Source organism: Paenibacillus sp. FSL W8-0187 (assembly GCF_037969755.1).
Lineage (GTDB): Bacteria > Bacillota > Bacilli > Paenibacillales > Paenibacillaceae > Paenibacillus_AQ.
This window is the reverse complement of sequence record NZ_CP150206.1, coordinates 7,112,268-7,135,493: the sequence shown is the minus strand read 5'-3', so window position 1 is coordinate 7,135,493 and position 23,226 is coordinate 7,112,268. Positions and strand designations below refer to the sequence as shown.

Below are 23,226 nucleotides of genomic sequence, written 5' to 3'. Positions count from 1 at the left end.
GAACCCGCCAGGCTCCTCGGAATAGGGAAAGTGGGCCCATTTCGGGGAGCCTTTTTCGGAATTTATACGCCTGTCTTGGCATGATAGACCGAGGATGAGTTTCCCGTCTGGTAATACGGGTAGCTCATATCCGATTTCACCCGTTCCGCGGTGGCTGCATCGGTTAACCTCTCCAGCACGTACAGGCCAAGATCGATGGATGAAGAGACCCCGCTGCCCGTAAAGAGGTAGCCATCCTGTACAATGCGTGCATGAACGACTTCCTTGCAGTAGGGTGCCAAAAGCTCGTAAGCCGAACCATTGGAGGTAGCCCGCTTGCCCTCCAGCAACCCGGCCGCGCCAAGCAGCAGCGATCCGGTGCACACGGATGCGAGATATTTTGCTTCCCGGGCTGTCCGCAGCCAAGCCAGTACGCCCGGGTCGAATCTCAACTCCCTCGTAGTAAAGCCGCCGGGCACGAAGACCAGGTCATATTCCGACAGATTCGGTCTTACCTTGGATATGACAAACTCCAGTCCGCGATCATCCGTAATTTGCGGGCTCATCGCGCAGTAATCCCAGGAGATTTCCGAGTCGGGACGGATGCGGGAGAGCCTGGTCATCACGTCGGTGAAGCCGATAAGGTCCAGGGATGTCATCCCATGGAACAGAATAAAAGCCATTTTCATTAAGAACACCTGCCTATAGGGTTTATTAAGCCTCGGCTGACGACTGACCCGGGACGGAACGTCTTCGATTCGACGTACGATGAAGATGATAGTAGCCCATAGCCGACAAGGCGCTGAACATCAGGTTGAGGCCGATCAACCATTGGTAGCTGTTCGTGAGGTCAAACAGGAATCCGCCGGAAAAAGAACCGAGAACAGCTCCCGCTTGATGGAAAATAAGCAGCGTTCCTGTCTGCAATCCAACGGAGCGATTGCCCATAGCTTCGCTAGCCACCAATATGCCACCGGGGATGGCCCCTAAATAACTGGCTCCGAAGATGACCGAGAAGACGATCGGAGAAATGCTGAAGTGCAGAAACAGCATCGTAAAGGCCAGAATTCGGAATGCATACAGGAAGGACAGTGCCAAACTTCTGGACATCCGATCCAGGAGCAAGGCAAACAGCAGCCCGCCTGCCAACTCAAGCAGACCGAGAATGCTCAGTGAGGATGTGAACATTACCGAGCCGACATGATCATGCCGGTGGATGGCCATCAGGTGCATTTCAACCGTTCCCATGCTGAAGCCGCAAGTGAACAAGGCAAAGACCACCAGGAGTACCGTCCGGTTGGTTACCATCTCCCTGGCGATCGAGAGGAACGGCAGTCGTCCCGTTGATGGGGGTGAATCCGAAACAGCGGGTTTCTCTCTGTGCTGACCCGGTTGGCGTTCCTTCATGATAAGGAAAGTGAGCGGTATGGAAATGAGCGTAATCCACAAGGTGATGGTGAATGCCGTTGTCCAGTCAAGCCAATCCCGATTGCTGACAAATAGAGGCGTCAGTATGGCCAGGCCGAGGGAGCTTGCGCTGGTCATGATCATGAGCGCTTTCGCCTTATGCCGGCTGAACCAGCTTGTAACCACGACATATCCTGTACTCGCGGCCATGCCGGAGAGGCCGGAGAGCAGTCCGAGTCCTATGAAAAATCCCGCCGGATGATGAAGCGTAAGCACGGTCAGCATGGACAGTACACCAAACAGGGCGTTCAGGAGCATCATTTTTTTGGGGCCGTATTTATCGGTTAACCATCCGCCGAGGGGAGAACAGATAGCGGCGACGGCAATGTTGAAGGACCATGTGAAGCTAATAAAGGTCAGGTCCACGTCCAAATCCCGTGCCATTTCGTGCTGGTAATAAGACATAACAAACCGGCTGATTGCCGCTGCAAAACCAAGTGTCCATAGATACAGTAGTATGATCCACGCATAACCCCGATCTTTTTTCATCGCTGACCCGTCAGCTCCTTTCCTATGTCTTTACTTCCGCTATGTCATGGAATAAGCTAATTCTAATCATGGAGCAGAAAATGAACAGGACAATTTAGATCAACTGTATCAATACAGGGGGATGAGTGGGATGGACACGAAGCACGAGCAAATTGTTGCGTATATGATCCGGGAAGTGGAAGGGGGGCATATCCGGTCAGGCCATAAGCTGCCTTCGGTCCGGGCCGTGGCCAAAATGTTCTCCTGTAGTCCCAACACGGTCGTTCGTGCATATCAGACCTTGGAGCGCGATGATGTCATCTACCCGGTAGCCAAGAGCGGATACTACCTTGTAGAAGGGAAGAACCGCACCTCGGCGCGAACGGAAAGCGAGCCGATTGATTTCGCCTCAACGACACCCCGGGGCGATTTTTTGCCGTTCCAGGAGATGGAGCACTGCTTACGGAAGGCGATTTCCGTGTATAAGGAGGAGCTGTTCGGTTACACCGATCCGCAGGGGATCTTCTCTTTAAGGAACGAGCTGAGCAGGTATTTCTATGGGCAGCAGATCTTTGCGAAACCCGATCACATCGCTGTGGTCACTGGAGCGCAGCAAGCCTTCTCGATCCTGACGCGCATGCCTTTTCCGGGTAAGGGAGAGGCGGTGCTGGTAGAACAGCCGACGTATTTCGGTTTCTTGGCGGCAGCCCGCGTTGCAGGCTGTCCGGTGATCGGAATCCAGCGCGATGAGCGGGGTATCGACATGGAGGTGTTGGAGTCTCATTTTCGCAGTGGACAGATCAAATTCTTCTATACGGTACCGAGATTCCTTAACCCGCTAGGCACCTCGTATTCGCTGGAGCAGAAGCTGCGTATCGCGGAGCTTGCCCGGCAGTATGATGTCTATATCGTGGAAGACGATTATCTGGCGGATCTGGAGGAGGATGCGAAGGCAGACCCCTTGTACGCACTGGATCAGTCAAACCATGTCATCTATGTCAAAAGCTTCTCGAAAACGATTCTGCCGGGCATTCGAATGGGTGCCGTTATTCTTCCCGAGCTCTTGCTGGATTTGTTCATAACGTATAAGAACGCTGCGGACGTTTCATCTCCGATTCTCTCTCAAGGCGCCCTTGAAATTTATATCAAGAGTGGAATGTACAGGCGCCATACCGCCAGAATTCGGGCGCATTACCGGGAGAAGATGCGATATGCCACCGAGGTGTGTGCCCGTGTCTTCGGCAGCGGCATTTCCTATACTTGCCCTTCCTCCGGCGTGTTCATCACCCTCCGCCTCCCGAAATACGTAAAGGCATCTGTACTGCAGGAGCGCCTGATGCAAAGAGGGGTTTCGGTTACGAACGTGGATTTGCACCTGCTGCCTGAGAATCAGCAAAATGACCGGATTCGGTTATGTATAATCGGGGTGGAGAAACCCCGGATTGAGGCGGGATTGACGGTCATCGAGCAGGAGATCAGGCGCCTGGAGCGGAGGATGAGATAGCGGGAGGGACACTGATATGGGGAGTTTATCTGGCCACTCGGCAATAACAAACCCCAAAAAAACAGGAACCTATAGGGCTCCTGTTTTTTTGCGAATCGGCACGATGGACCCATAGGTACCACATCGCCACAACCATTCGAGAGGTCCGAATTGGAACCAACGCATCCACAGATTGCTGGCTATGATCTGGAAGGCCACAATCCCTAGGGAAACGAGTGTCGATACAACATACGTGGTGGGCGAGGCGTCTAGGATCAAACGCTGAATCCCTACCAGAAAGACGGTCTGTCCAATGTAGTTGGTAAGCGCCATTCGCCCATATGCTTGCAACGGATACAGCATTTTCGCACCTATGCGGGTACGCTGAAGCATTAAGAGTGAGCTTAGATAAAATACGGACACGAGAGGGCCCGTCGCTATCCCGATATGTGCCAAAGTGAAGGCCGCTTCCATGGTTGGAGATGGTGATTCGCCTTCTATCTTGAATAGAAACGGTGACATCGATTCGGGAGGTGCTGCCCACCACATAGCCCCGATGGCAATGACGGTTCCAAATAACGACAGCAGCCAAACCATGCGCAGCTTGCTTAACCGTAATCCCTCGCTGATGATGTCCATTAATCGATATTGGCCTGCGGCCAGCCCTAACAGGATCAGGAACGGGATGGTCAGCAGTTTGATACCCATGATCGCCGCAAATGTAAACCCCGCCAATCCAATGCCAAGATTAACCCTCCGCGGTGCCCAATAGAGTGGAACCGCAAGCAGACCGACAATCGCATAATGAAACAAGGCCTCCCCGGATTGATACTGCTGATGTATGAACCCGATCAGCACCAGAATCGCTAACCGGCGAATATACAGCCGAAGTCTCGGCTTACCTCCCGATGAAGCGCTTCGGGATAGAAACATGTAGAACCCAAGTCCGAACAGGAACGTGAAGATGGTGTAGAATCGGGCTTCTACGAAAAAGTTAAGCCCTCGCTGCAGCCAAAAATCCGCTGAGGTTTCCGGCGTGGCGATGAGCCAGATTGCCAATACGTTAACAAACGGCAGACCAAGGAGGGCAAACCCCCTGAACTGGTCTAAAAAATGTAATCGCCCCTTTCCGGTAGCAGGCCGATGCTGAGTCACTGTGTCTTTTTGTTCTATATGCATTCACACCATCATTCCATTCACGGATTTAATATAACGGGCTCTGGCGATCAAGAAATAGATCGTTTGGGCGACCAGGAATGCCGATGAGGCAACCAACACAGGACCGCTTACATACGGAACATCCAGATATCCGAGAATCGGACCGAGCACAACCAGGGACTGCAGGGCTGCAACCAGGATGGGGATAAAGAATAGTACGGCAATCTGAATCGTTGCGGAGATGTTCATCTCCCGCGCACTGAGTCCAATCTTGGACAGAGAACGATACATCGCTTGATCAGCTGAAAGCTCCGTATGCAGTTTGAAATACAAGAAACTTGCCGATGAGATTGAGAATATCAAGGCAACAAACACCCCGATAAAGCTGAATAACGAAAATCCTTGTTTATTGGTGTAATAGTTCTCCGCCCTGGATTGAACATACCCTTCATGAATGGCATCCCGGTTCCATTCCGACAGCTCAAGGCCGAGCTTGGTTTCAGGGTCATCCTTTTGAGGGAGCCCTTGGGAATCGGGAAGAATAAACGGATACGTATGACTCACACTGATTCCATCTGCTTTGTTCTCTCCCCTTAGCTCTTCAAACATGGTGTCCGTAACGACCAGCAATCTGCCGCTATATACCACAGCCGCAATCCGGTCTGTCCGGTTCTCCAAGCTGAAAGAGTAGGGCTGACCGGATAAATCGATATCCGCTTCCGTTAGTTTCCCCTTACTCTTCTTCGCTGCATTCGGGGTTTCCGTCAATAAGGCTTCATTCTCGCCGAGTGTCCCAGCCGGCTTGGTATTCATCATGGCAGCCAAACGGTCGTATTGGGATTGCGGCATGATGTGCAAGGAGTCCTCCCCATTCGCTGACAAGCGATAGTAGATGGTCTCGACCTCCGCCCGTTTATACTCAAGCCCTTCTGATTGGAGTCGCTTTTCAATCAGGGCCAACTCATCCTGCACCTTAGTCTCGTCGGCATCGCTATAGTAGGTGTAGCTAAGCGCGTACGGGTTATCCAAATACACTGATTTGATCGATTGCTGCATGGCCAGTACGAAACCCGTGCTCATGGAAGCCAGGGCCACCACAACCGTGACCAGAAACAGCATGCGGGCATTGTCCTTGATCTTGTAACTCATTTCGGAAATCCACAGCAGGTTTGTGCCTTTCCAGGTAGTCGCGCGATTTCGCTGCAGCATGCGGACAACCCACACCGATAGCTGGGAGTAGAAGAAATACGTGCCTATAATTCCGGTTACCGCGGCGATCATCAATCCCGTAGGATCTAACACTTTGACGCGAAGAACGGTAAAGCCGATGGTAAGCAGCACCACGCCCAAGAGGGCCAAGAACAGATTGGATTTTGGTTCGGTTTTCGGTTTGCTGGTGCCTTTGAGAAGCTCCAGGACCTGATTCTTCCGGATAAATAACAAGGTAAAGAGCGAAATGACGAGAAACAGCGCGGCGAACGCACCGGCGGTCAGCAGCATCGCTTTGACCGGCCAATAGAACGGCAACTCGTCCATATCAATTACTTTGGTGCTGATGAGCAGGAATACCTTGGATAACAGCATTCCGCTGGTGATGCCCGTTACGATGGCAATGGCGCCAATCAGAATGTTCTCCAGGAAGATCAGCCAATTGATCTGTTTGGCTTCGGCTCCGAGGATCGTAAGAATGCCGAACTCCCGGTTCCGCGACTTCAGGAAGACGCTGATCGAATATAGCACGAATAAGAACGCAAACACGTAGACGATGACCGTGGCAATCGTCATTCCCGTACGTGTCATGGTACCCATAGGCGAATTCTCGATAGCCGGATGATAGATGAATACCGCATACGTAAAGAAGATCATGACCATGAACGAGCTGCTAAGCAGGTAAGCGAAATACTGACGCGCGTTACGCCGGACGTTGTTAAACGCGAATTGAGGAAAGCTCACTTGTATTCCCTCCCCAGAACGATAGCGTATCGATGATTTTTTGGAAAAAGGCCTGCCGGTTCTCTCCGCGGTGAATTTCGGCGGCAAGCTTGCCGTCTTTAATAAAGACGATGCGGTTGCAATAGCTTGCGGCCAAAGGATCATGCGTAACTAGCATCAATGTGGTACGATCCCGCTCGTTAATCTCAGCTAACGACTCCATCACGATGCGTGAGGAGTTGGAATCGAGCGCTCCTGTAGGCTCATCCGCAAGCAATAACAGAGGTGCGCCGATGATAGCCCTGGCAATCGCGGTGCGCTGTCGTTGCCCTCCCGAAATTTCGTACACGCGTTTATTCAGAATTTCGCGGATGCCAAGCCGTGAAGCGGTTTGCTGCAGCAGCGACTCCATGTCCTTGAGCGGACGGCGGTCCAGCGTAAGCGGAAGCACGATATTCTCGGCAACCGTTAACGTATCAAGCAGATTGAAATCTTGAAACACAAAGCCGAGCTGTCTGCGACGGAAGTGGGCAAGTTCGCTTTTTTTCATAGTATAAGGATTTTTGCCCCCGATCTTGACCTCGCCCGAGCTTGGACGATCGATGGTGGACACCATGTTCAGCAGGGTGGTTTTGCCGCTGCCAGAAGGGCCCATGATGCCGACGAATTCCCCTTCTTGGATGGTGAGATGAATATCGGTAAGAGCTTGTGTCGCCACTTTGCCCGCATATACTTTGTTTAATGCTTTTACTTCAAGAATATCCATAAACCCAGAAGCTCCTTTCTGTATACCTCATTAGTGTGCGAGTTCAAAAAGTCGGATTTTCAACACCGAGAAGGTTGGATGAAGCTAGGGAGTGAGGAGCGGAGCGTACGTTTTGGGTACGTGAGCACCGGAAGGCCCGGCTGAATTCAAGATTCGATGCCGAGTTACTTCTTGACTCCCTTCGTGATCAAAAGACGACTTTTTGAACAACCTCATTAGTGTAACCTAACTCTATCGTATACTGACCTGACCGTGCTATGGATTTAGGTGAAACGGAGCTTACATCTCCCATAAGGTTATGTTCGTATTTTTTGTTCGTATTCTGAGATGATCGATATGAAATTAGCCTCTGTCCAATGCAAAGAAGACACACCTAAGAATGAGATGTGTCTTCTTTTACTGCTTTCTGCAGCGTCAAGGTAACGGTGGTTCCTTCACCCAGCGTGGATTCCAGTTGGACGGTGTGATTCTGCTTATGGGCAATTTCACGGACAAGATACAGGCCCATACCGGTGGATTCATGATATTGCCGACCGCGCTCTCCGGTGAAGTAGGGATGGAACACCCGATTGATGTCCTCGGGCGCAATGCCGATACCCTCATCGCGTATATGAAGTTTGATGTGTTTCCCCGCTTCTTCTGCGGTTAATTGAATCTTCTTGCCGGGGCTGCCGGAGTAGTTCACAGCGTTCGTCAGAATCTGACCCAGCATAAATCGAAACCACTTGGCATCCGTATAGACGGAGATCTGATCATCGATTTGGAACACCGGCGTAATCCCCTTACGAATGAAGAGCTTCCGGTTCTCGACGACGGACTCGCTTACCGCGGCACGAAGGCCGATGGCTTCTACCGCGAAATCCTGCTCGAACCGGTCCAGGCGTGCGGTATACAGCACCATTTCGAGGCCTTTGCGAATGCGCTCAAGCTCTTCCCGAATATGTTCGGCGGGTGCTTCTTCGACTTCATCGAGCGTTAGCTGAATCACCGACAGCGGGGTCTTCATCTGATGTACCCAGCGGTTGACGAAAGCCAGATGCTGGTCGGTTTGACTCTGATGTCGATGCAGCTGTTCGCGGTATAAGCGTTCATAATGGCTGATCCGCTCGTGTATCGCTTCCGGCAGAGGCGCTTCACCCAGGGGAGGGCTTAAGAATTCCTTCTCCGAAAGCTCCTCGGAAGAAAGCTCTTGATACATTGTGCGATGGGAAAGATACCGGTATGCAAGATAGAGGAGCAGCACGACACTGCTCAACAGCACCCCATATAGCACGACAGTAAAAGGTCTGCCTTCACCGGTAAGCCAGTACAGCAGGGGGATGAGCAGCATTTGAACGGTAAAAAACAATATGAGCGGGAGATGCTCCCGCAGGAAGAGTCTCATTGAGGCTCCCTGCCTGTCATGAACCGGTAGCCTGCTCCCCGGACTGTTTCGATAAGATCTCCGGCGCCCAGCTCACGAAGCTTGCGGCGAACCCTTGTAATATAAACATTTAACGTGTTGTCATCAATGAAATGCTGATCTTCCCACATCAGGTCCAGCAGCCGCTCACGGCTGACCACACGGCCGTCTTTTTCCATCAGCATCGTAAGCAGGGCGGCTTCCTTCTGGGTAAGCTCAGCTGACTCGTCTCCATAAGTCACGACGAATCGCTCCGGATAGATGATGAGACCGGCGCTTTCGACGGTATGCTCATCCTCCTGACCGGAGGCATAGGCACCGACTGCACGGCGCAGGTGGCTGCGGATCTTCGCCAGAACAAGCTCCATGTCAAACGGCTTCGTTATATAATCATCCGCCCCGTTTTCCAGTGCCATAATCTGATCCATGCCGCTGTCGCGCGCCGAGATGAAGATGATCGGGCAGTGCGATTGGGTACGGATTTGCCTGCACCAATAGAAACCGTCGAATTTCGGCAGATTGACGTCCAGCAGAACCAGATCCGGCTTCGTGTCCGCAAAAATGTCCATGACACGGCTGAAGTCTTCAGTGATCCGTACGTTAAAATCATATTTGGAAATAGCCGACTTTAATTTATCCGCGATGCGTTCATCATCTTCTACAATCAGGATGGTATACACGGTTCCAACTCCTTTTAACTCCAAACTACATCATGTACTACTATACCGAATTGGAGAAGACGTTGGAAATCCAGTGGTCTATGATTCTGAATTGGAGGTAATCTATGAGAACTGCGAGGAGAATGAACCCGATGCTGGCAACCAAAGTAAGCAATATCGCTGATTTCAGCTGTAGATGGAATCTGCTGCGGATGGCCGCTCGAAACCAAAACCATAACGCAGCAATGGAGATGATAATCAAGAGTATAGGTTTCCAAAAGAATTGCGCGTTGATATCAATGTCGGACACTCGCATGGCAACACCTGTTGACATGAAGATGGAAAATATGAATGTAACATATAGTCCCACTGTTGCCGACCATCCCCATGTCTTTTGTGCCCATGCCCCTAACGAAGCGGCAATGAACAGGAGAAATATAACGAGAGATAATAGAATGTAGGCCCCTTGAGACTGCCCAATCGAGTTGTGAATCATGGCGCGATCCCGAATTAACCTTTGCCCAGGCCCATGCATAAGATGTAGTCACATCAAACCTGCTGCCTGAGAAAGGGCGTGACTTCATATGGGGATCTATTTAACCGCGATTCACTGGGTGTACCTGGCGTTTATCGTCTTGATCATGACGCTGTTGATTCGGCGGCGCGATACGTCGCTTATTTGTATTACCGGAATATTTGCGCTTGGCCTTCTGGCTACGGAAACGCTAAGCGGCTCGGTCTCCGGCGTTTTTCATTCATTCATCTATGCGACCAAAGAGCTGATGGGCACCATCATGATTATATCCATCATCGTGGCGATGAGCCGAGTCTTGATCAAGACGGGGATCAACGAGACGATGGTGGCCCCGCTAACCCGGTTTCTACGTACTCCCGCGATGGCTTACTGGGGCATCGGAATCATTATGATGGTCACGTCCTTCTTCTTCTGGCCGTCACCGGCAGTTGCGTTAATTGGTGCGGTCCTGCTGCCTGTGGCCATCCGTGTGGGTTTGCCGGCCCTCGGTGCGGCGGTGGCGATGAATCTGTTCGGTCACGGCATTGCGCTATCGGGAGATTATATTATCCAGGGTGCGCCTAAATTAACCGCGGATGCAGCCGGTTTGCCTGTATCCAGCGTTATGGCTGCCAGTGTGCCGCTCGTGATCGTCATGGGACTTGTGACAACCGTAACGGCATTCTGGATGATGCGCAGAGATCAGCGGAACGGCAGCTGGAGAGATGGACTGGTAACCATTAAAAGCACGGGAGACGCGCTTACCACGCGTACCGAAGAGGATAATGCTGTTTCGGCGATATCGCCGGTTATGAAAAAATGGTTGGCTATCATCATTCTGCTGTTGTTCGCGGCAGACGTTGTCACCATGTTCATCCTAAAGCTGCAGGGCGGAGATGCAACGGCCTTGGTCGGCGGCACAGCCGTCCTTATCCTCAGTGTCATTGCCTTGCTGGCTCACCGCAACCGGGGATTAGAGAAGGTCACCTCGTATTTGATCGAGGGATTCATGTTTGGATTCAAAGTATTCGGTCCCGTCATTCCTATTGCGGCGTTCTTCTATCTGGGGGATGCAGCATTTACCGAATTGTTCGGTAAAGTGCTCCCGGAAGCATCTCATGGGATCGTGAACGATCTGGGGGTTGCCCTCGCGAATGCGGTGCCGCTGAACGGTGCGGTGGGTTCGGTAACATTGACGATCACCGGCGCGATTACAGGGCTTGACGGTTCGGGCTTCTCGGGTATATCGCTTGCCGGCTCGATCGCGCAGCTGTTCGCTACGGCCATTGGCTCGGGCGCGGCTACCCTGACGGCGCTTGGGCAGGTTGCCGCAATCTGGGTAGGTGGCGGTACGCTCATTCCCTGGGCGTTGATCCCGGCTGCAGCCATCTGCGGAGTCAGCCCGTTCGAGCTTGCCAGACGAAATTTGAAGCCGGTGCTGCTAGGTCTGACCGTGACTACCGTCGTGGCGATGTTTCTGGTGTAAGCCATGGCAAACATAAATAGCGCTGACAGTATTCGTCAGCGCTCGTTTAGTCTGTTGAGGAACCGAAGTCTGTTATGTTCATCTTGACTTCATACGTAATAGGGGCATGGCTAAAGGTTTCATCCCAATTCTCCTTCACCTTCTTCCACAATTTTGGATGTTTGATGCGGACCTGATCACCAAAGCCCCCAACGTCCACATGATAGACATGCTGCATTTTGTTCAGCACCTGCTCGATCTGTTTGCGTGCTTCTTCTTCAAACTGTTGCTCCAACTCGTTGATGTATTGCCCGGATGAGGGGATTTCCGGGAAACTCCAGTCTTCAATTAATCTGCCTTCTGATTCGATCTTGATATGAAATGAAATCTCGTCTCCTTGAACTTTAGGAATGATGGTGCTATGGGAATTCTTGGGTTCGTAGGTTACGGTATGCCCGGTTTTTGGCGCATATGTCTTCAGTGACCCTCCCTTCACATCTTCCATGACCCATAACAAGCCTTCCAGGTCATATTGGCTTAACTCTCCGATCCATTTCTTGGTGCTGCCTTTAAAAATGGCAGCTCCCGAAAATTTATGCTCGCCTTGGGCGGTAACGGCATTCTGTAACAGGAAGCTTTCCCCCGATTGCATGGTGCTGTCGAGTTTAATAAGGCTCATGGGAGGGATGATTTTGTTGGAACGATAGCGGTTATCCACGAGTCCCATTAAGTAGAGAGCGGGGATCTCACCGGGTTCATTGGAGCTCAACGCTTCAAGTGCACTGCGGTGGCTTACCACCACCAGGCAGCTGGGGCGGATATCGTTATCGCGGAGAATAAAGTCAAATATCTGTTCCAAGCTATACCTTCTGGCTAATTCGCTTGAAACCACGATGACCTTCAGATGGTGGGCAACAAGCGGACGGTCTCTGCGTAAAGAAAATTGACGGAAGATTTGGAAGACGGAATCTCCCGTTAATTGTTCATTCAGGTAGGCCTTGCTTGGCGATGACGAACTGCCCCCGCTTTTTTTCTCATTTTTTCCTGTAATCGGGGGTACAATCTGAACCGTTGCCGTCAACACTTTCTTTTTGGGGTAGGATGCTCCCTGTTGATTAATGTCCCGTTCAAACCTGGACTCATTCGCTGTATCCAGTCCCAAACCTACAATGACGCTGACATCCTCGATCTCGTTGCTGCTCCAGCAGCCGGTAGTCAGAAAAAGCAGCAAACTTGCCGACAATACGGACGCATATCTTATGTATCTGTTCATTTAGGCTTCACACCTTTCTTGCGGGCGATGCTGATCAGTAATAGAATGAGCGGAAGCCCACCGAATAAATAGATTGACATGTTGCCAACCGTATCTCCCAGCTTGAATGTTTCCGATACGTCCTTCGGAATCATCGCGATGAGGAAGATGACAGGAAGCAGAATAAAGAGAAAGGAGCGTATGTTCTTCTTAAGCAGTTGGGACCAGCCGAGAGAAGCTGCGTAATGCGTAATCGTAAAGGTCGAGAATATTTGCATGATCCAGATGACAAGCAGTAGGGACTCAAAACGCTCGAATATCAGTCCCTGCATTTCAAAACTCCGCATTAAGTCCAGTGTTGGCCATGTTCTTGTCTCAACTCCGTTTATGGAGAGCCCGCCAATAACCATAATGACGGTGATTAAATAGATGACCAGGGGAACCGTAATGCCAACGAGCATGGCTTTGGTGCCTTTTTTGGGAGACTTCATAAACGCCATGGCAACGAACATGATCTCGTAACCCGTTAAAGATAGCAAAGATGGTTTTAACCCCCGAATCACAGGCATAAACCCTGAGCCGAGTACCGGCCTTAAATTTTTGATATCAAAAATATTGCTGCTCAATAGGATCGCTACGAGGAAAAAAACCAGCGTAATCGGCAGAATGATCTCGCAGATTCTGGCGATACTGTTGATCCCCCCGGTGGTCAAATACAGACCGATCCACATAAAGGTCATCACGATGGCCCAAACGGGCGTGCCTTCCAGCAGATATAACCCCGTTACCTCCGCCATTATCCGGATCTCAAAAGCGGAAATGGTAATGAAATAACCAATAAACAGCAGACTTAAAACAAAAGCCAGCCATTTCCCGGTGATCTCAGGTACAAATTGAAACCACGTTTTCCCTTGAAATCTTCGGCATAACGACACGACGATCATTCCTGACAACAGGATGATCAACCCGGAGATGAGAATCGAGATCCACACATCCGGCGTTTTGGCGGCCTCCACCGTCGTTCTGGGGAGCGTCAGGATACCGGCACCCAGCATGTAGTTAATGATCATGACGGCAGCTTGAGATGTGGTAATCTGGTCATGGGTGCTGTTATTTGTGCTGCTCATGGTCTTAGCCTCATTTCGTGCATAGGATGATTAATTTCTGCGGTCAGGGTCCTTCGGGTTTAACATTTGAGGTCTTTTCTTCATCACTTTCAGCGGGAACCGAATGAGGAAGTCCTTCAAGTCACTGATGCCGTAAGGCACCATTGGACTTGCATAAGGTACGCCGAAGCTCTTCAGTATGACCAAATGACTGCAGAGAAGCAGAAAAAACATAACGACTCCAAACAGTCCAAGTACGGCGGCAAAGAACATCGCGGTAAACCGGAGAACGCGCAGTGTAATGCCGGCACTGTAGACCGGGATCGTGAAGGAAGAGATGGCGGTCACGGCCACGACAATAACGAGAAACGGACTGACAATTCCGGCATTTACGGCAGCATCGCCAATAATCAGACCGCCTACGATACCCATGGCAGGTCCGATTGGTTTAGGTAATCTAATACCGGCCTCCCGTAATATTTCTATGGCAACTTCCATGATGAGCGCTTCAATAAGCGAGGGAAAAGGCACACCTTGCCTGGATTCAATAATTGTTAACGCTAGCTTGGTCGGAATTAGACCGGGGTGAAACGAAATAAACGAAATGTACAGTGCCGGAGCCAGAAGTGCCAGCAGGGCGGAGAGAACACGCAATAAGCGGACAAAGGATCCCGAGATCCATCTCTCGTAATAATCCTCCGGCGACTGCAGCAGCATACTGAACGTGACAGGCACGATTAGAGCATACGGTGTGCCGTCAAGCAGGATAGCTACCCGCCCTTCGAGTAAAGCCCCGATCACCCTATCGGGTCTTTCCGTGTTTTGCACTTGCTGAAAAGGACTCATGACATTTTCCTCAATCAACTGCTCGATGTATCCCGATTCAAGAGGGTCATCGATTTCGATTTTCTGAATTCGCGTAACGACCTCATCGACCAGCTTCGGGTCGGCAATATCTTTCATATAGGCGATGACCAGATCTTTTTTCACACGGTTCCCAACTTCAAATCTGGTGAGCAGGAGGCTTTCGTTTTTTCCGTGAAGCCGCAGCAATCCTGTATTGTCTGCCAATCTCTCAGTAAACCCGACACGCGGGCCCCGAAGAAGTGCTTCGGATAAAGGTTCTTCTATATTTCGGCTCTTCCCCTTGGCAGAACCAACCAGGAAGGCGCCTTGCATTCCATCTACCAATAAACTGGTTGTGCCCGCAAGAACAGATTGTACGAGTTCCAATAATCTATCGGTATGTTTAATTTCGCTTACAGGAAGCATCTGGCTGCTGATATAGGCTTTGATCGTATCGCTTGAACGATTGAAGTGTTCCTGCTCCGCTTCCGGAATTCCCACCAACATGAGGGGCCTTATGAGATGAGTGTCCATAAGATCGTTGTCCATCAATCCGTCGACAAAAACGATGGCTGCCCGCGTTCCCGTTCCCCGGATCGTAAATTCTCTGAATTCCACGTCCCCATTGTTACCGATTGCTTTACGGACGGATGTTAAATCCGCATCGTAAAGCCCTGTCATGAGAGCCTGCGGCGAAACACTGTCCTCCCTCTCGGGGGGAGAGGGCTTGTTCGGTTTGAGGGAGTAACTCGAATTAATAGATTTCCGAAACCAATTGGTTAATGCCAGCATGAGGATGGGTACCAGTACGAGTAGTAAAGCTTGAACCCAAATCGTCCACTTCGGAATATAGGATACAATGACTGACCACAATGAAAATCACCCCGCAATTTCTTAGCAATAGATCATAATGTGAATCAAGTGTATTGTTACCCGAGGTGATCTTGAAAATTCCTGTTATTTCAATATCAGGAAGAAGACCCTGCGCCGTTGAACTTATATAATCAATTGCTGAAAAACGGGATAACAAAAAGGGGCATCCCCAGGCCGCTGTCCTGATGGGATGCCCCTTTCTTATATGAGCATAGTTGTAACAGCTACTTCTTCGATATCGAGAACGGCAACTCATCGGAGCTGTAAGAACGATAGTTTGGAGCCAGTCCGAGACGGAAATCAAGGGACTTGCCTGCCAGTATATCCTCATGCGTAATGTACAGTTTGGTATAATCTTGTCCCTCTAATTGAACGTTCGCAACGAAATTGGACTGCGGATTATTGTTGTCGGTATGAATCAACATCTGCTTACCGTTTGGCAGCTCAATGCTCACGCTGTCGAATAACGGGATACCGAGGACGTATTCATTGCTGCCTGGACATACCGGGTAGAAGCCCATGGAGCTGAATACATACCATCCGGACATGCTTCCATTGTCCTCATCACCCGGGAAGCCGTTAAAGCCGCTGTTGAACAGGTTCGACATCAGCTGCTTAATGACAACCTGGGAAGAAGCCGGCTGCCCTACATAGTTGAACAGATAAGGAATATGGAAGCTTGGCTGGTTGGAAATGGCCAGCTGGCCATAGTCGATGGCAGCCATCTCACTCATCTCATGAATTTCAAAGCCGTAGCCCCGCACGTCGAAGTCCGGTGCTTTGTTACACAATTCGGTTATTTTGTCGAAAAATCGTTCCTTCGAACCGTATTCCTCAATCAAACCCTGGAAATCCTGGAACACTGCAAAGCTGGTCTGCCAGGCGCTTCCTTCGGCATAATCGAGCCCCCAGCTCGTATCACTGAAATCCGGTCGGAACTGGCCGTTAGGATCCTTTGCCCGCATGAACCCGGTTTCCGTATCGAAGATATTCTTATAGTTGAGCGCGCTCTGTCTATATTGATCCGCTACATCTGATCGGCCCAAGACATCGGCCACGCGGCTGATGCAGTAGTCGCTGTATGCGTAATCCAGCGTGTGGTTCACGCTCTCGTGATAGGTGTTTGGTACGTAACCGTACTGTATGTAGTCCATCGTTCCTTGACGTCCATAACAGTCCTTTCCGCTCTGCGTGGTAGCGGCAGTCAGCATGGCTTCCAGCAGCTCCGGCATCAGGTGCGGAGCCAATCCTTTAGCCGCGGCATCCGCAATGACGGCATCAATAAGCGTACCTGGCATCAGTCCGCGCTCATCCGGAGACAGCCATTTCGGCAGGAAGCCGGTTTCGCGGTAGGAATTCAGGAAACCTTCCAGCATTTCTTCATATTCTTTCGGTGCGATGATGGAATAGAGCGGATATACGGTTCTGTAAGTATCCCAGAAGCCGTTGTTGGTATAGAGAATCCCTTTCTTGACGGATCGGGCCGTTGTATCGTAATGTACCGGCTCCATGTTGGCATCCAGCTCATAGAACTTCTGCGGGAACAGGAACATGCGGTAAAGACAAGTATAGAAAGTCCGCATATATTCTTCGTTCGGGTGAGTGACCCGGATTTTGTTCAGGTAATGATTCCAAGCTTGCGCAGCCAATTCCTTCCGCTCATCCAGGGATGTGTTCAGCTCGCGCGCAAGGTTAAGCTCTGCTTGCTCCAGGCTAATAAACGACGTTGCCAGTTTAACCTCCAGCACGTCCCTTTCACAGTCTTTGAAACGAATGACGGCATGCTGGTCGACACCGCCAAAAGCAATCTCAGGGAAGAACTGGCCTTCCTCTTTGTAATAACCTGTTGTTGCGAGATCTATGTCCTTGCTAAAGCTCATGGCTACGTACATACGGAACCCGTCATCGTGACAGCCTGCGAAGTTGCTGACATAGCCCGTTAGTCTGCGCTGGGCTGCATCCAGTCGGAATTCGCTTATGTTATTAACGTTTAGGACAAAGCCTGCCTGCTGCCCGGAATTGTATTTCATGCGCATTGCCGCACCGTAGGTGCTGGGAACCAGCTCCGTGGTGATGTTATAACGCTGCTGCTTCACTTTGAGATAGTGGGGCTTGAATATCGCTTCTTCGGGCCGGTAGGAACTTTGACAGGTGAAGACGGACCCTCTGATTTTGTCGTCCGCAATCGGCGTCATCAGGAAGTGGGCGAAGTCGCCCATCCATGGACTTGGCTGGTGCGTCAGGCGTATGCCTTGGAAGACGCGGTCATTGGGGTTGAAGAACCAGCTTCCTTCATTTTTGGTTTGGACAACAAAGTGGTTCATACCGAAAGGTACACCCGTATAAGGGAGCGCATTCCCGTTGGAATAAGTGTACTGATTGTTGGTGCCTTGCCTTGTATCGATATAGTTTAGCATGTAAAAGTCTCCTTTGATTTTAGAAATAGCGTGTTACAGCTTCTTTACGGTCTGACGTTCAATGAGACGAACGGGAACTACGACATTCTCATTCGGTTGATCCAGGGAATTCTCGATCAGGGTGATAAGGCTTTGTGCAGCTTGATATCCCATCTGTCCAAAGTCCTGGGATATGGTGGTCAGCTTGGGTTCAACGAAGCTTGCGAGATGAATGTTGTCAAAGCCCACGATGGAGAAATCATCCGGTACCGACAGACCCAGCTCTTTGGCAATCTGAATGATCTCGATCGCAATCAGGTCATTCTCGGCAACAATCCCCGTAATTCCCTGTGTCACAACGGATTGGATAAACTGAATATAGTATTCTCTGCCGTTGTCGTTGTCGTGGGTCAAGTACCGGTCGGTCAAGTCACTGACGCTGTAATCGATCAGGCTGTAATCATACAGAGCCTTCAAATAACCGAAATACCGCTCTCGGATCGAGGAAGAGTTCTCTACCTTCAAGGAGGAGATAAAGGCGATTTTCTTATGATTATTCTCGATCAGATGTTTGGAGGCCAGGTATCCGCCGCCGAAGTTGTCGGAGACAACGGACTGGAATGGAATGCCTTCAATGCATTTATCCATCGTCACAAGCGGGTACTTTGCCAGGTGATACTGATACAGAATGCCAAGATCCGAGATGCTGCTTATCGGGTAGAGAATCAATCCCGAATTGGCGCTTTGTAGCGCGGCCTCCAGCAGCTTCCGCTGTCCGACAATCGTATTGGACTGAATGTTCAGGGTATAGTCGGTCGTTGCGAGAAATTCGTTGATGCCTTTTTCATAATCTCCAAGCCCCGGGTTATGAGTGAACGGTAGAATCAGCAGAATCTCCTTGTTCGTTTTGCCCAGGGGCCTGTGTGGGGCCCTGTCTGTGCTCACGAAACTTCCCTTACCTTGGATCCGGTAGATCAGCTTGGCATTCTCCAGCTCGGTCAGCGCCCTCTTCGAGGTGATCCGGCTGACGTTGTATTCTTTCGAAATCTCAGCTTCGGTCGGTAGCTGATCTCCAGCCTGGAGCTCCCCGGATTCAATCTGGGCTGTTAGAGCATTTACGATGTATTGGTATAGTGGAATTTGTTCCAAAGCGGATCTCCTCCCTGAATTTGATATATCATTTTATGGCGTTTATGTCAAAGTCTAATTGATACTTTTGATAAAAAGTTACAGTTGTTATGTTGGAATGTACAAAATGAATACACTGCTCATTGTGCATGTAGTTCAAAAATTCTAAGTCCATAATATCGTTTCCGCGTTTATATTTCAAGATTAGGCGCTCTCAGCACCGATAAATTGGAGAGAATTAATTGGTATATATAATAAACGAATAATACTACTAGTTGATATATCAAATATTCAAAGAGCGGCGGGCGTTGATTTGACAGTTTTTCACTTGAGTGATAAATTGACTGTGATTAAGGGAGGGGAGGTGTAGGGAGTCAATGAAACAATTGGGATTTCATCAAGAGAACCGATTAGCCATTCTGTCTTGGATTCGGATTACCCGTTTTCAACAGATTGGCAACCACCTCTCGAATGAGTTCTTACAGCCGTTTTGCATCACGGTTGCCCAATTCGACGTTTTGATTCAGGTCTTTGCACACCAACCTTTATCACAGCAGGAGCTGGCCGAATATCTTTCCATTAGTGGCGGCGGTGTTTCGCATATGGTGAAACGACTGGAGAAGCTGGGCCTGATTGTCCGCAAGCAGGATTGGAAGGTAAAGTATATCTCACTGACGGATAAGGGGCAGGCCCTACTAGAAGAGATTATCCCGCTGCTGTCAGATTTCCAAACTTCTATGTTCGACATTCTGGATGAACAGGAGTTGCAGCAGCTTTACAAGACCATGAGGAAACTTCATCAGTATAATGTAAAGAAAAAGTCGGCAACCCCGGGGGTTATCGTCGAGGAGGAGTAGCTAAAAGTTGCCTTGGCTGCTTTTTATCGGCTTTACGATGGGGAGCTGAAGAAGAGGAAAAAGGAGTCCTAAGAGAGGGATTCCTTTTTTTGCTGGGTGGACGTAAATTTTTAGAGTTTTACAGGAGGCCTACGACCGTAGACATCCGATGAATAAAAACTATATGACTCCATCATACTAATGCCGTACTCAATCTTTGGATACGGCTTTTATATGGTGAGGTGTGTTTAGTGGAATGGAACCAACATTATGACCCATTAAATAATATCTGGTTATCGGCAATTGTTGCTACAATACCCATATTATTTTTTGTTATCGTTTTGTCAGTATTCAAAGTTAAAGGCTACATAGCAGGAGTTTTGAGTGTTGTTATTGCGGCGTTGACTGCAATGGTTGCTTACGGAATGCCTTTTTCTAAAGTATTGGGAACTGGAATATATGGGGCATTAACAGGAGTTTGGCCAGTGGCAGCAATTGTATTAGCTGCAATATTTCTTTATAAGTTAACGGTTAAAACCGGAAAATTTGAAATCATCAAAGAAAGTATAACCTCAATAACTCCCGACAAACGCATCCAAGTGTTACTGATTGCCTATTGCTTTGGGGCATTTTTAGAAGGTGCTGCCGGGTTTGGAGCCCCGGTCGCAATAACAGCGATAATCCTCGTTGGATTGGGTTTCAAACCAATCAATGCCGCCGGTATATGCTTAGTTGCTAATATTGCAGGAGGGTCATACGGTGCAATGGGCATACCAGTAACTACTCCGGCCCAATTGACCGATTTATCTCCATTAGATGTGGCAAGCTATACATCTTATATTATTCCGATTGTCAGCTTCATTGTTGCATTCTTAGTTGTATTTCTGGTTGATGGAATGAAAGGCATTCGTGAGACTTGGTTATCGATCGTTGTTTGTGGAGGATCCTTCGCCTTAGTACAATTTGCAGTACTAAATACGATTGGTGCAGTTCTCGTTGATATTTTGGCTGCAAGTTTGAGTTTGATCGCTCTCACGATATTTACTTTGTGGCGTGAAAAAACCAAATACAAAAGTGATTTTAGACAAGTTACAGTCGCATGGCTACCATTCATCATGCTCACCGTATTTGTAATTTTGTTTTCACAAGTCACATTTGACGATCTCATGTTAAAGATACCAATCCAAGGTGTTCATAACGAAATTATCAAGCATCCACCAATAACAACCGAACCTAGTCCGTATGCGGCGATTTTCAACGTGGATCTGTTATCTTCAACCGTTACCGCGATCGTACTAGCAGGATTGTTGACTATTTTGATTTACCGTATTAAATGGTCAACGGTAAAAAGTTCAATAAAAGATACTTTTAAAGAACTGCTATTCCCAATCATAACGATATGCAGTGTTTTAGCCTTTGCTTATATTTGTAATTATTCCGGAATGTCGTCTACGTTAGGGTTAGCATTCGCTTCGACTGGAGGGTTATTTCCATTATTCTCTCCAGTGTTGGGTTGGATCGGTGTATTCCTAACTGGATCAGTGGTCAACAGTGGGTCATTATTTGCACCACTTCAAGCCGTAACGTCTAGCCAAATCGGAATTGATCCCGGGTCAATGGTTGCAGCCAACGTGATTGGTGGCGACATGGCTAAAATGATCAGCCCACAATCGATAGCCGTAGCGGCAGCATCAGTAGGTTTAAGTGGACAGGAAAATCTATTGTTTAAATTTACAATCAAAATAAGTCTAATATTCCTTGTTGCCATTGGGATAATAAACCTATTACTATACTAGGAGGATTTATGAAGAACAAAATTAGCCGAGTGGTATTAGTGGGTACAGGAGCGGTAGGCTGTAGTTATGCCTACGCCTTGATCAATCAAGGCGTTGTTGAAGAATTAACACTAATTGACATTAATGAAAAGCGAGCAGAAGGTGAAGCAATGGATTTACAACACGGTATGGCATTTGCTTCAACCACTACTCGTGTAACTTCTGGTACGTATGCCGCCTGCGAGATAGCCGATCTCGTGGTTATTACCGCAGGTGCTCCCCAAAAGGACAAAAATGAAACACGTCTTGAGTTGGTTGGTAAGAATGCGGAGATTATTCGAAGTATTACCAGAGATATTATGGCGAGCGGATTTAATGGTATCATCTTAGTTGCAAGTAACCCTGTTGATATTATGACTTATGTTGCTTGGAAAGAGAGTGGTTTATCAAAAGAGCGTGTAATCGGATCAGGAACGACTTTAGATAGTGCTCGCTTTCGTTTCATGTTGGGTGAATATCTTGGAGTCGATCCACGTAATGTTCATGCTGCAATTATTGGGGAGCATGGAGATAGCGAAGTTCCGGTTTGGTCTCAAGCAGCTATTGGGATTGAAGGTTTAGAGAAAGTATTGGCTAGACGTAACAACCCAGGAGATAAAGCTGCATTACGGAGTATTTTCGAAAATACACGAGATGCCGCGTACCACATCATTGATCGAAAAGGTGCTACCTATTATGGCATTGGTATGTGTTTGGTACGGATCACTAAAGCAATATTCGCAGATGAAAATAGTATTCTTCCGGTGTCATGTTTGATGGAAGGACAATATGGGCAAAGCGATTTGTATTTAAGTACACCTGCTGTGGTAAATCGTACTGGAATTAAGGAAGTTATTGAAATTGATTTGAATGAAACCGAAAGACAGATGCTTGAAAAATCAGCAGCTGTTATGAGAGAAACTATCCATGGACTTAATAAATGAGCATTTCTTTATCCACGATGGCCCCGTCCTGCTTCACGGTGACTTCCTCTATTCTAAGTTAGGGTGAAGTCCTTTTTTATGCTTGGAACTCCTTGTGTATCAAGGACTCAGGTTACTGCAAAATGCTCATATACATAGCAGGAACGTTCGTTCTATAATAAAGTCGAGGAGTAAATGGATCGTACAGGAGGGTGTTATAGTTGAAGAAGAGTGCGCTATTGGTCATTGATGTGCAGAATGAGATGTTTCAAGTGAATGATCCGGTGTTTGAAGGAGATCGATTGCTCCACAATCTCAAGCAGCTGATCGCAATAGCTAGAAGCGGCGGCATTCCTGTCTTTTACATACAACATAATGACGAAAGTTTGAAGGCAGGGTCGGAGGCGTGGAAGGTTAACCCTGAGATTGCGCCTGCGATGTCGGATACGATCATTCAGAAGACCAGACCGGATTCATTCTATAACACAACGCTTGAGGAAGAACTGAAACGAAAGGGTGTCCAACATGTCATTCTTGCGGGTATGCAGAGTGAGTTATGTGTAGATACCACATGCAGGAGAGCATTCAGTTTGGGCTATGATGTCACGCTGGTATCAGATGCTCACAGCACCTGGAACAATTCGGTGTTAACCGCGCAGCAGATCATAGATCATGTGAACGCTACCCTGAAATGGTTTGCGGACCTAAAAACAACAGAAGAGATCGTCTTAACGACAGAAGCCGGCGTGTAATCGCCGG

Annotated in this window: 19 protein-coding genes; 7 read left to right on the top strand and 12 right to left on the bottom strand. The window is 49.0% G+C overall.

Going from position 1 to position 23,226, the window contains the following annotated elements:
• Window positions 1-62: 62 nt before the first annotated feature.
• Window positions 63-668 carry a DJ-1/PfpI family protein gene (locus tag MKY48_RS32310; protein ID WP_339291979.1) on the bottom strand — a complete coding sequence of 202 codons (606 nt, stop codon included), beginning with the start codon at window positions 666-668 and terminating at the stop codon, window positions 63-65.
• Window positions 669-693: 25 nt separating this feature from the next.
• A complete protein-coding gene (locus MKY48_RS32305) occupies window positions 694-1,935 on the bottom strand; it encodes an MFS transporter (RefSeq protein ID WP_076323772.1) in 1,242 nt (413 codons plus the stop codon).
• A gap of 130 nt (window positions 1,936-2,065) precedes the next feature.
• Between MKY48_RS32305 and MKY48_RS32300 the strand changes: the two genes are divergently transcribed.
• A complete protein-coding gene (locus tag MKY48_RS32300; protein WP_339291978.1) occupies window positions 2,066-3,418 on the top strand; it encodes a PLP-dependent aminotransferase family protein in 1,353 nt (450 codons plus the stop codon).
• Window positions 3,419-3,487: 69 nt separating this feature from the next.
• Here MKY48_RS32300 and MKY48_RS32295 read toward each other — a convergent pair whose 3' ends face one another.
• The 5 genes from MKY48_RS32295 to MKY48_RS32275 form a co-directional block, all read right to left on the bottom strand.
• Window positions 3,488-4,576, bottom strand: coding sequence for a DUF418 domain-containing protein (locus MKY48_RS32295; RefSeq protein WP_339291977.1), 1,089 nt, complete (start codon window positions 4,574-4,576; stop codon window positions 3,488-3,490).
• On the bottom strand, window positions 4,577-6,508 hold the full coding sequence (locus MKY48_RS32290; protein ID WP_339291976.1) for an ABC transporter permease: 1,932 nt from the start codon (window positions 6,506-6,508) through the stop codon (window positions 4,577-4,579).
• Complete coding sequence (locus MKY48_RS32285; RefSeq protein WP_076323776.1) at window positions 6,483-7,253, bottom strand: ABC transporter ATP-binding protein; 771 nt, start codon at window positions 7,251-7,253, stop codon at window positions 6,483-6,485. The genes MKY48_RS32290 and MKY48_RS32285 overlap by 26 nt, the downstream gene beginning before the upstream one ends.
• Before the next feature lie 373 nt (window positions 7,254-7,626).
• Window positions 7,627-8,637, bottom strand: coding sequence for a sensor histidine kinase (locus tag MKY48_RS32280; protein ID WP_339291975.1), 1,011 nt, complete (start codon window positions 8,635-8,637; stop codon window positions 7,627-7,629).
• On the bottom strand, window positions 8,634-9,335 hold the full coding sequence (locus MKY48_RS32275) for a response regulator transcription factor (protein ID WP_339291974.1): 702 nt from the start codon (window positions 9,333-9,335) through the stop codon (window positions 8,634-8,636). Before MKY48_RS32275 ends, MKY48_RS32280 begins: the two co-directional genes overlap by 4 nt.
• Before the next feature lie 131 nt (window positions 9,336-9,466).
• Between MKY48_RS32275 and MKY48_RS32270 the strand changes: the two genes are divergently transcribed.
• Both MKY48_RS32270 and MKY48_RS32265 read left to right on the top strand, forming a co-directional pair.
• Window positions 9,467-9,775, top strand: a complete 309-nt coding sequence (locus tag MKY48_RS32270; RefSeq protein WP_339291973.1) for a hypothetical protein — start codon at window positions 9,467-9,469, stop codon at window positions 9,773-9,775.
• Window positions 9,776-9,898: 123 nt separating this feature from the next.
• Complete coding sequence (locus tag MKY48_RS32265) at window positions 9,899-11,314, top strand: hypothetical protein (protein WP_339291972.1); 1,416 nt, start codon at window positions 9,899-9,901, stop codon at window positions 11,312-11,314.
• Window positions 11,315-11,360: 46 nt separating this feature from the next.
• Here the strand turns inward: MKY48_RS32265 and MKY48_RS32260 are convergent, their stop codons facing one another.
• The 5 genes from MKY48_RS32260 to MKY48_RS32240 all read right to left on the bottom strand — a co-directional run bounded on the left by MKY48_RS32260 (window position 11,361) and on the right by MKY48_RS32240 (window position 18,915).
• Complete coding sequence (locus MKY48_RS32260) at window positions 11,361-12,566, bottom strand: Ger(x)C family spore germination protein (protein WP_339291971.1); 1,206 nt, start codon at window positions 12,564-12,566, stop codon at window positions 11,361-11,363.
• On the bottom strand, window positions 12,563-13,672 hold the full coding sequence (locus tag MKY48_RS32255) for a spore germination protein (protein ID WP_339291970.1): 1,110 nt from the start codon (window positions 13,670-13,672) through the stop codon (window positions 12,563-12,565). The genes MKY48_RS32260 and MKY48_RS32255 overlap by 4 nt, the downstream gene beginning before the upstream one ends.
• A gap of 30 nt (window positions 13,673-13,702) precedes the next feature.
• Window positions 13,703-15,370, bottom strand: coding sequence for a spore germination protein (locus tag MKY48_RS32250; protein WP_339268788.1), 1,668 nt, complete (start codon window positions 15,368-15,370; stop codon window positions 13,703-13,705).
• A 224-nt stretch (window positions 15,371-15,594) separates the two neighbouring features.
• Complete coding sequence (locus MKY48_RS32245) at window positions 15,595-17,787, bottom strand: GH92 family glycosyl hydrolase (RefSeq protein WP_339291969.1); 2,193 nt, start codon at window positions 17,785-17,787, stop codon at window positions 15,595-15,597.
• Between the two features lie 33 nt (window positions 17,788-17,820).
• Window positions 17,821-18,915: a GntR family transcriptional regulator gene (locus MKY48_RS32240; protein ID WP_339291968.1), complete on the bottom strand. Its 1,095-nt coding sequence runs from the start codon at window positions 18,913-18,915 to the stop codon at window positions 17,821-17,823.
• A 356-nt stretch (window positions 18,916-19,271) separates the two neighbouring features.
• Here MKY48_RS32240 and MKY48_RS32235 point away from each other — a divergent pair, with 356 nt between their 5' ends.
• From MKY48_RS32235 to MKY48_RS32220, 4 genes are all read left to right on the top strand, one after another.
• Entirely contained in the window at window positions 19,272-19,751 is a 480-nt protein-coding gene (locus MKY48_RS32235) for a MarR family transcriptional regulator (RefSeq protein ID WP_339291967.1), read from the top strand.
• A gap of 221 nt (window positions 19,752-19,972) precedes the next feature.
• Window positions 19,973-21,526, top strand: a complete 1,554-nt coding sequence (locus MKY48_RS32230) for a lactate permease LctP family transporter (protein WP_339291966.1) — start codon at window positions 19,973-19,975, stop codon at window positions 21,524-21,526.
• 8 nt (window positions 21,527-21,534) lie between these two features.
• Entirely contained in the window at window positions 21,535-22,488 is a 954-nt protein-coding gene (locus tag MKY48_RS32225; RefSeq protein WP_339291965.1) for an L-lactate dehydrogenase, read from the top strand.
• 200 nt (window positions 22,489-22,688) lie between these two features.
• Window positions 22,689-23,219: a cysteine hydrolase family protein gene (locus MKY48_RS32220; protein ID WP_076323786.1), complete on the top strand. Its 531-nt coding sequence runs from the start codon at window positions 22,689-22,691 to the stop codon at window positions 23,217-23,219.
• The last annotated feature ends 7 nt before the right edge of the window (window positions 23,220-23,226 follow it).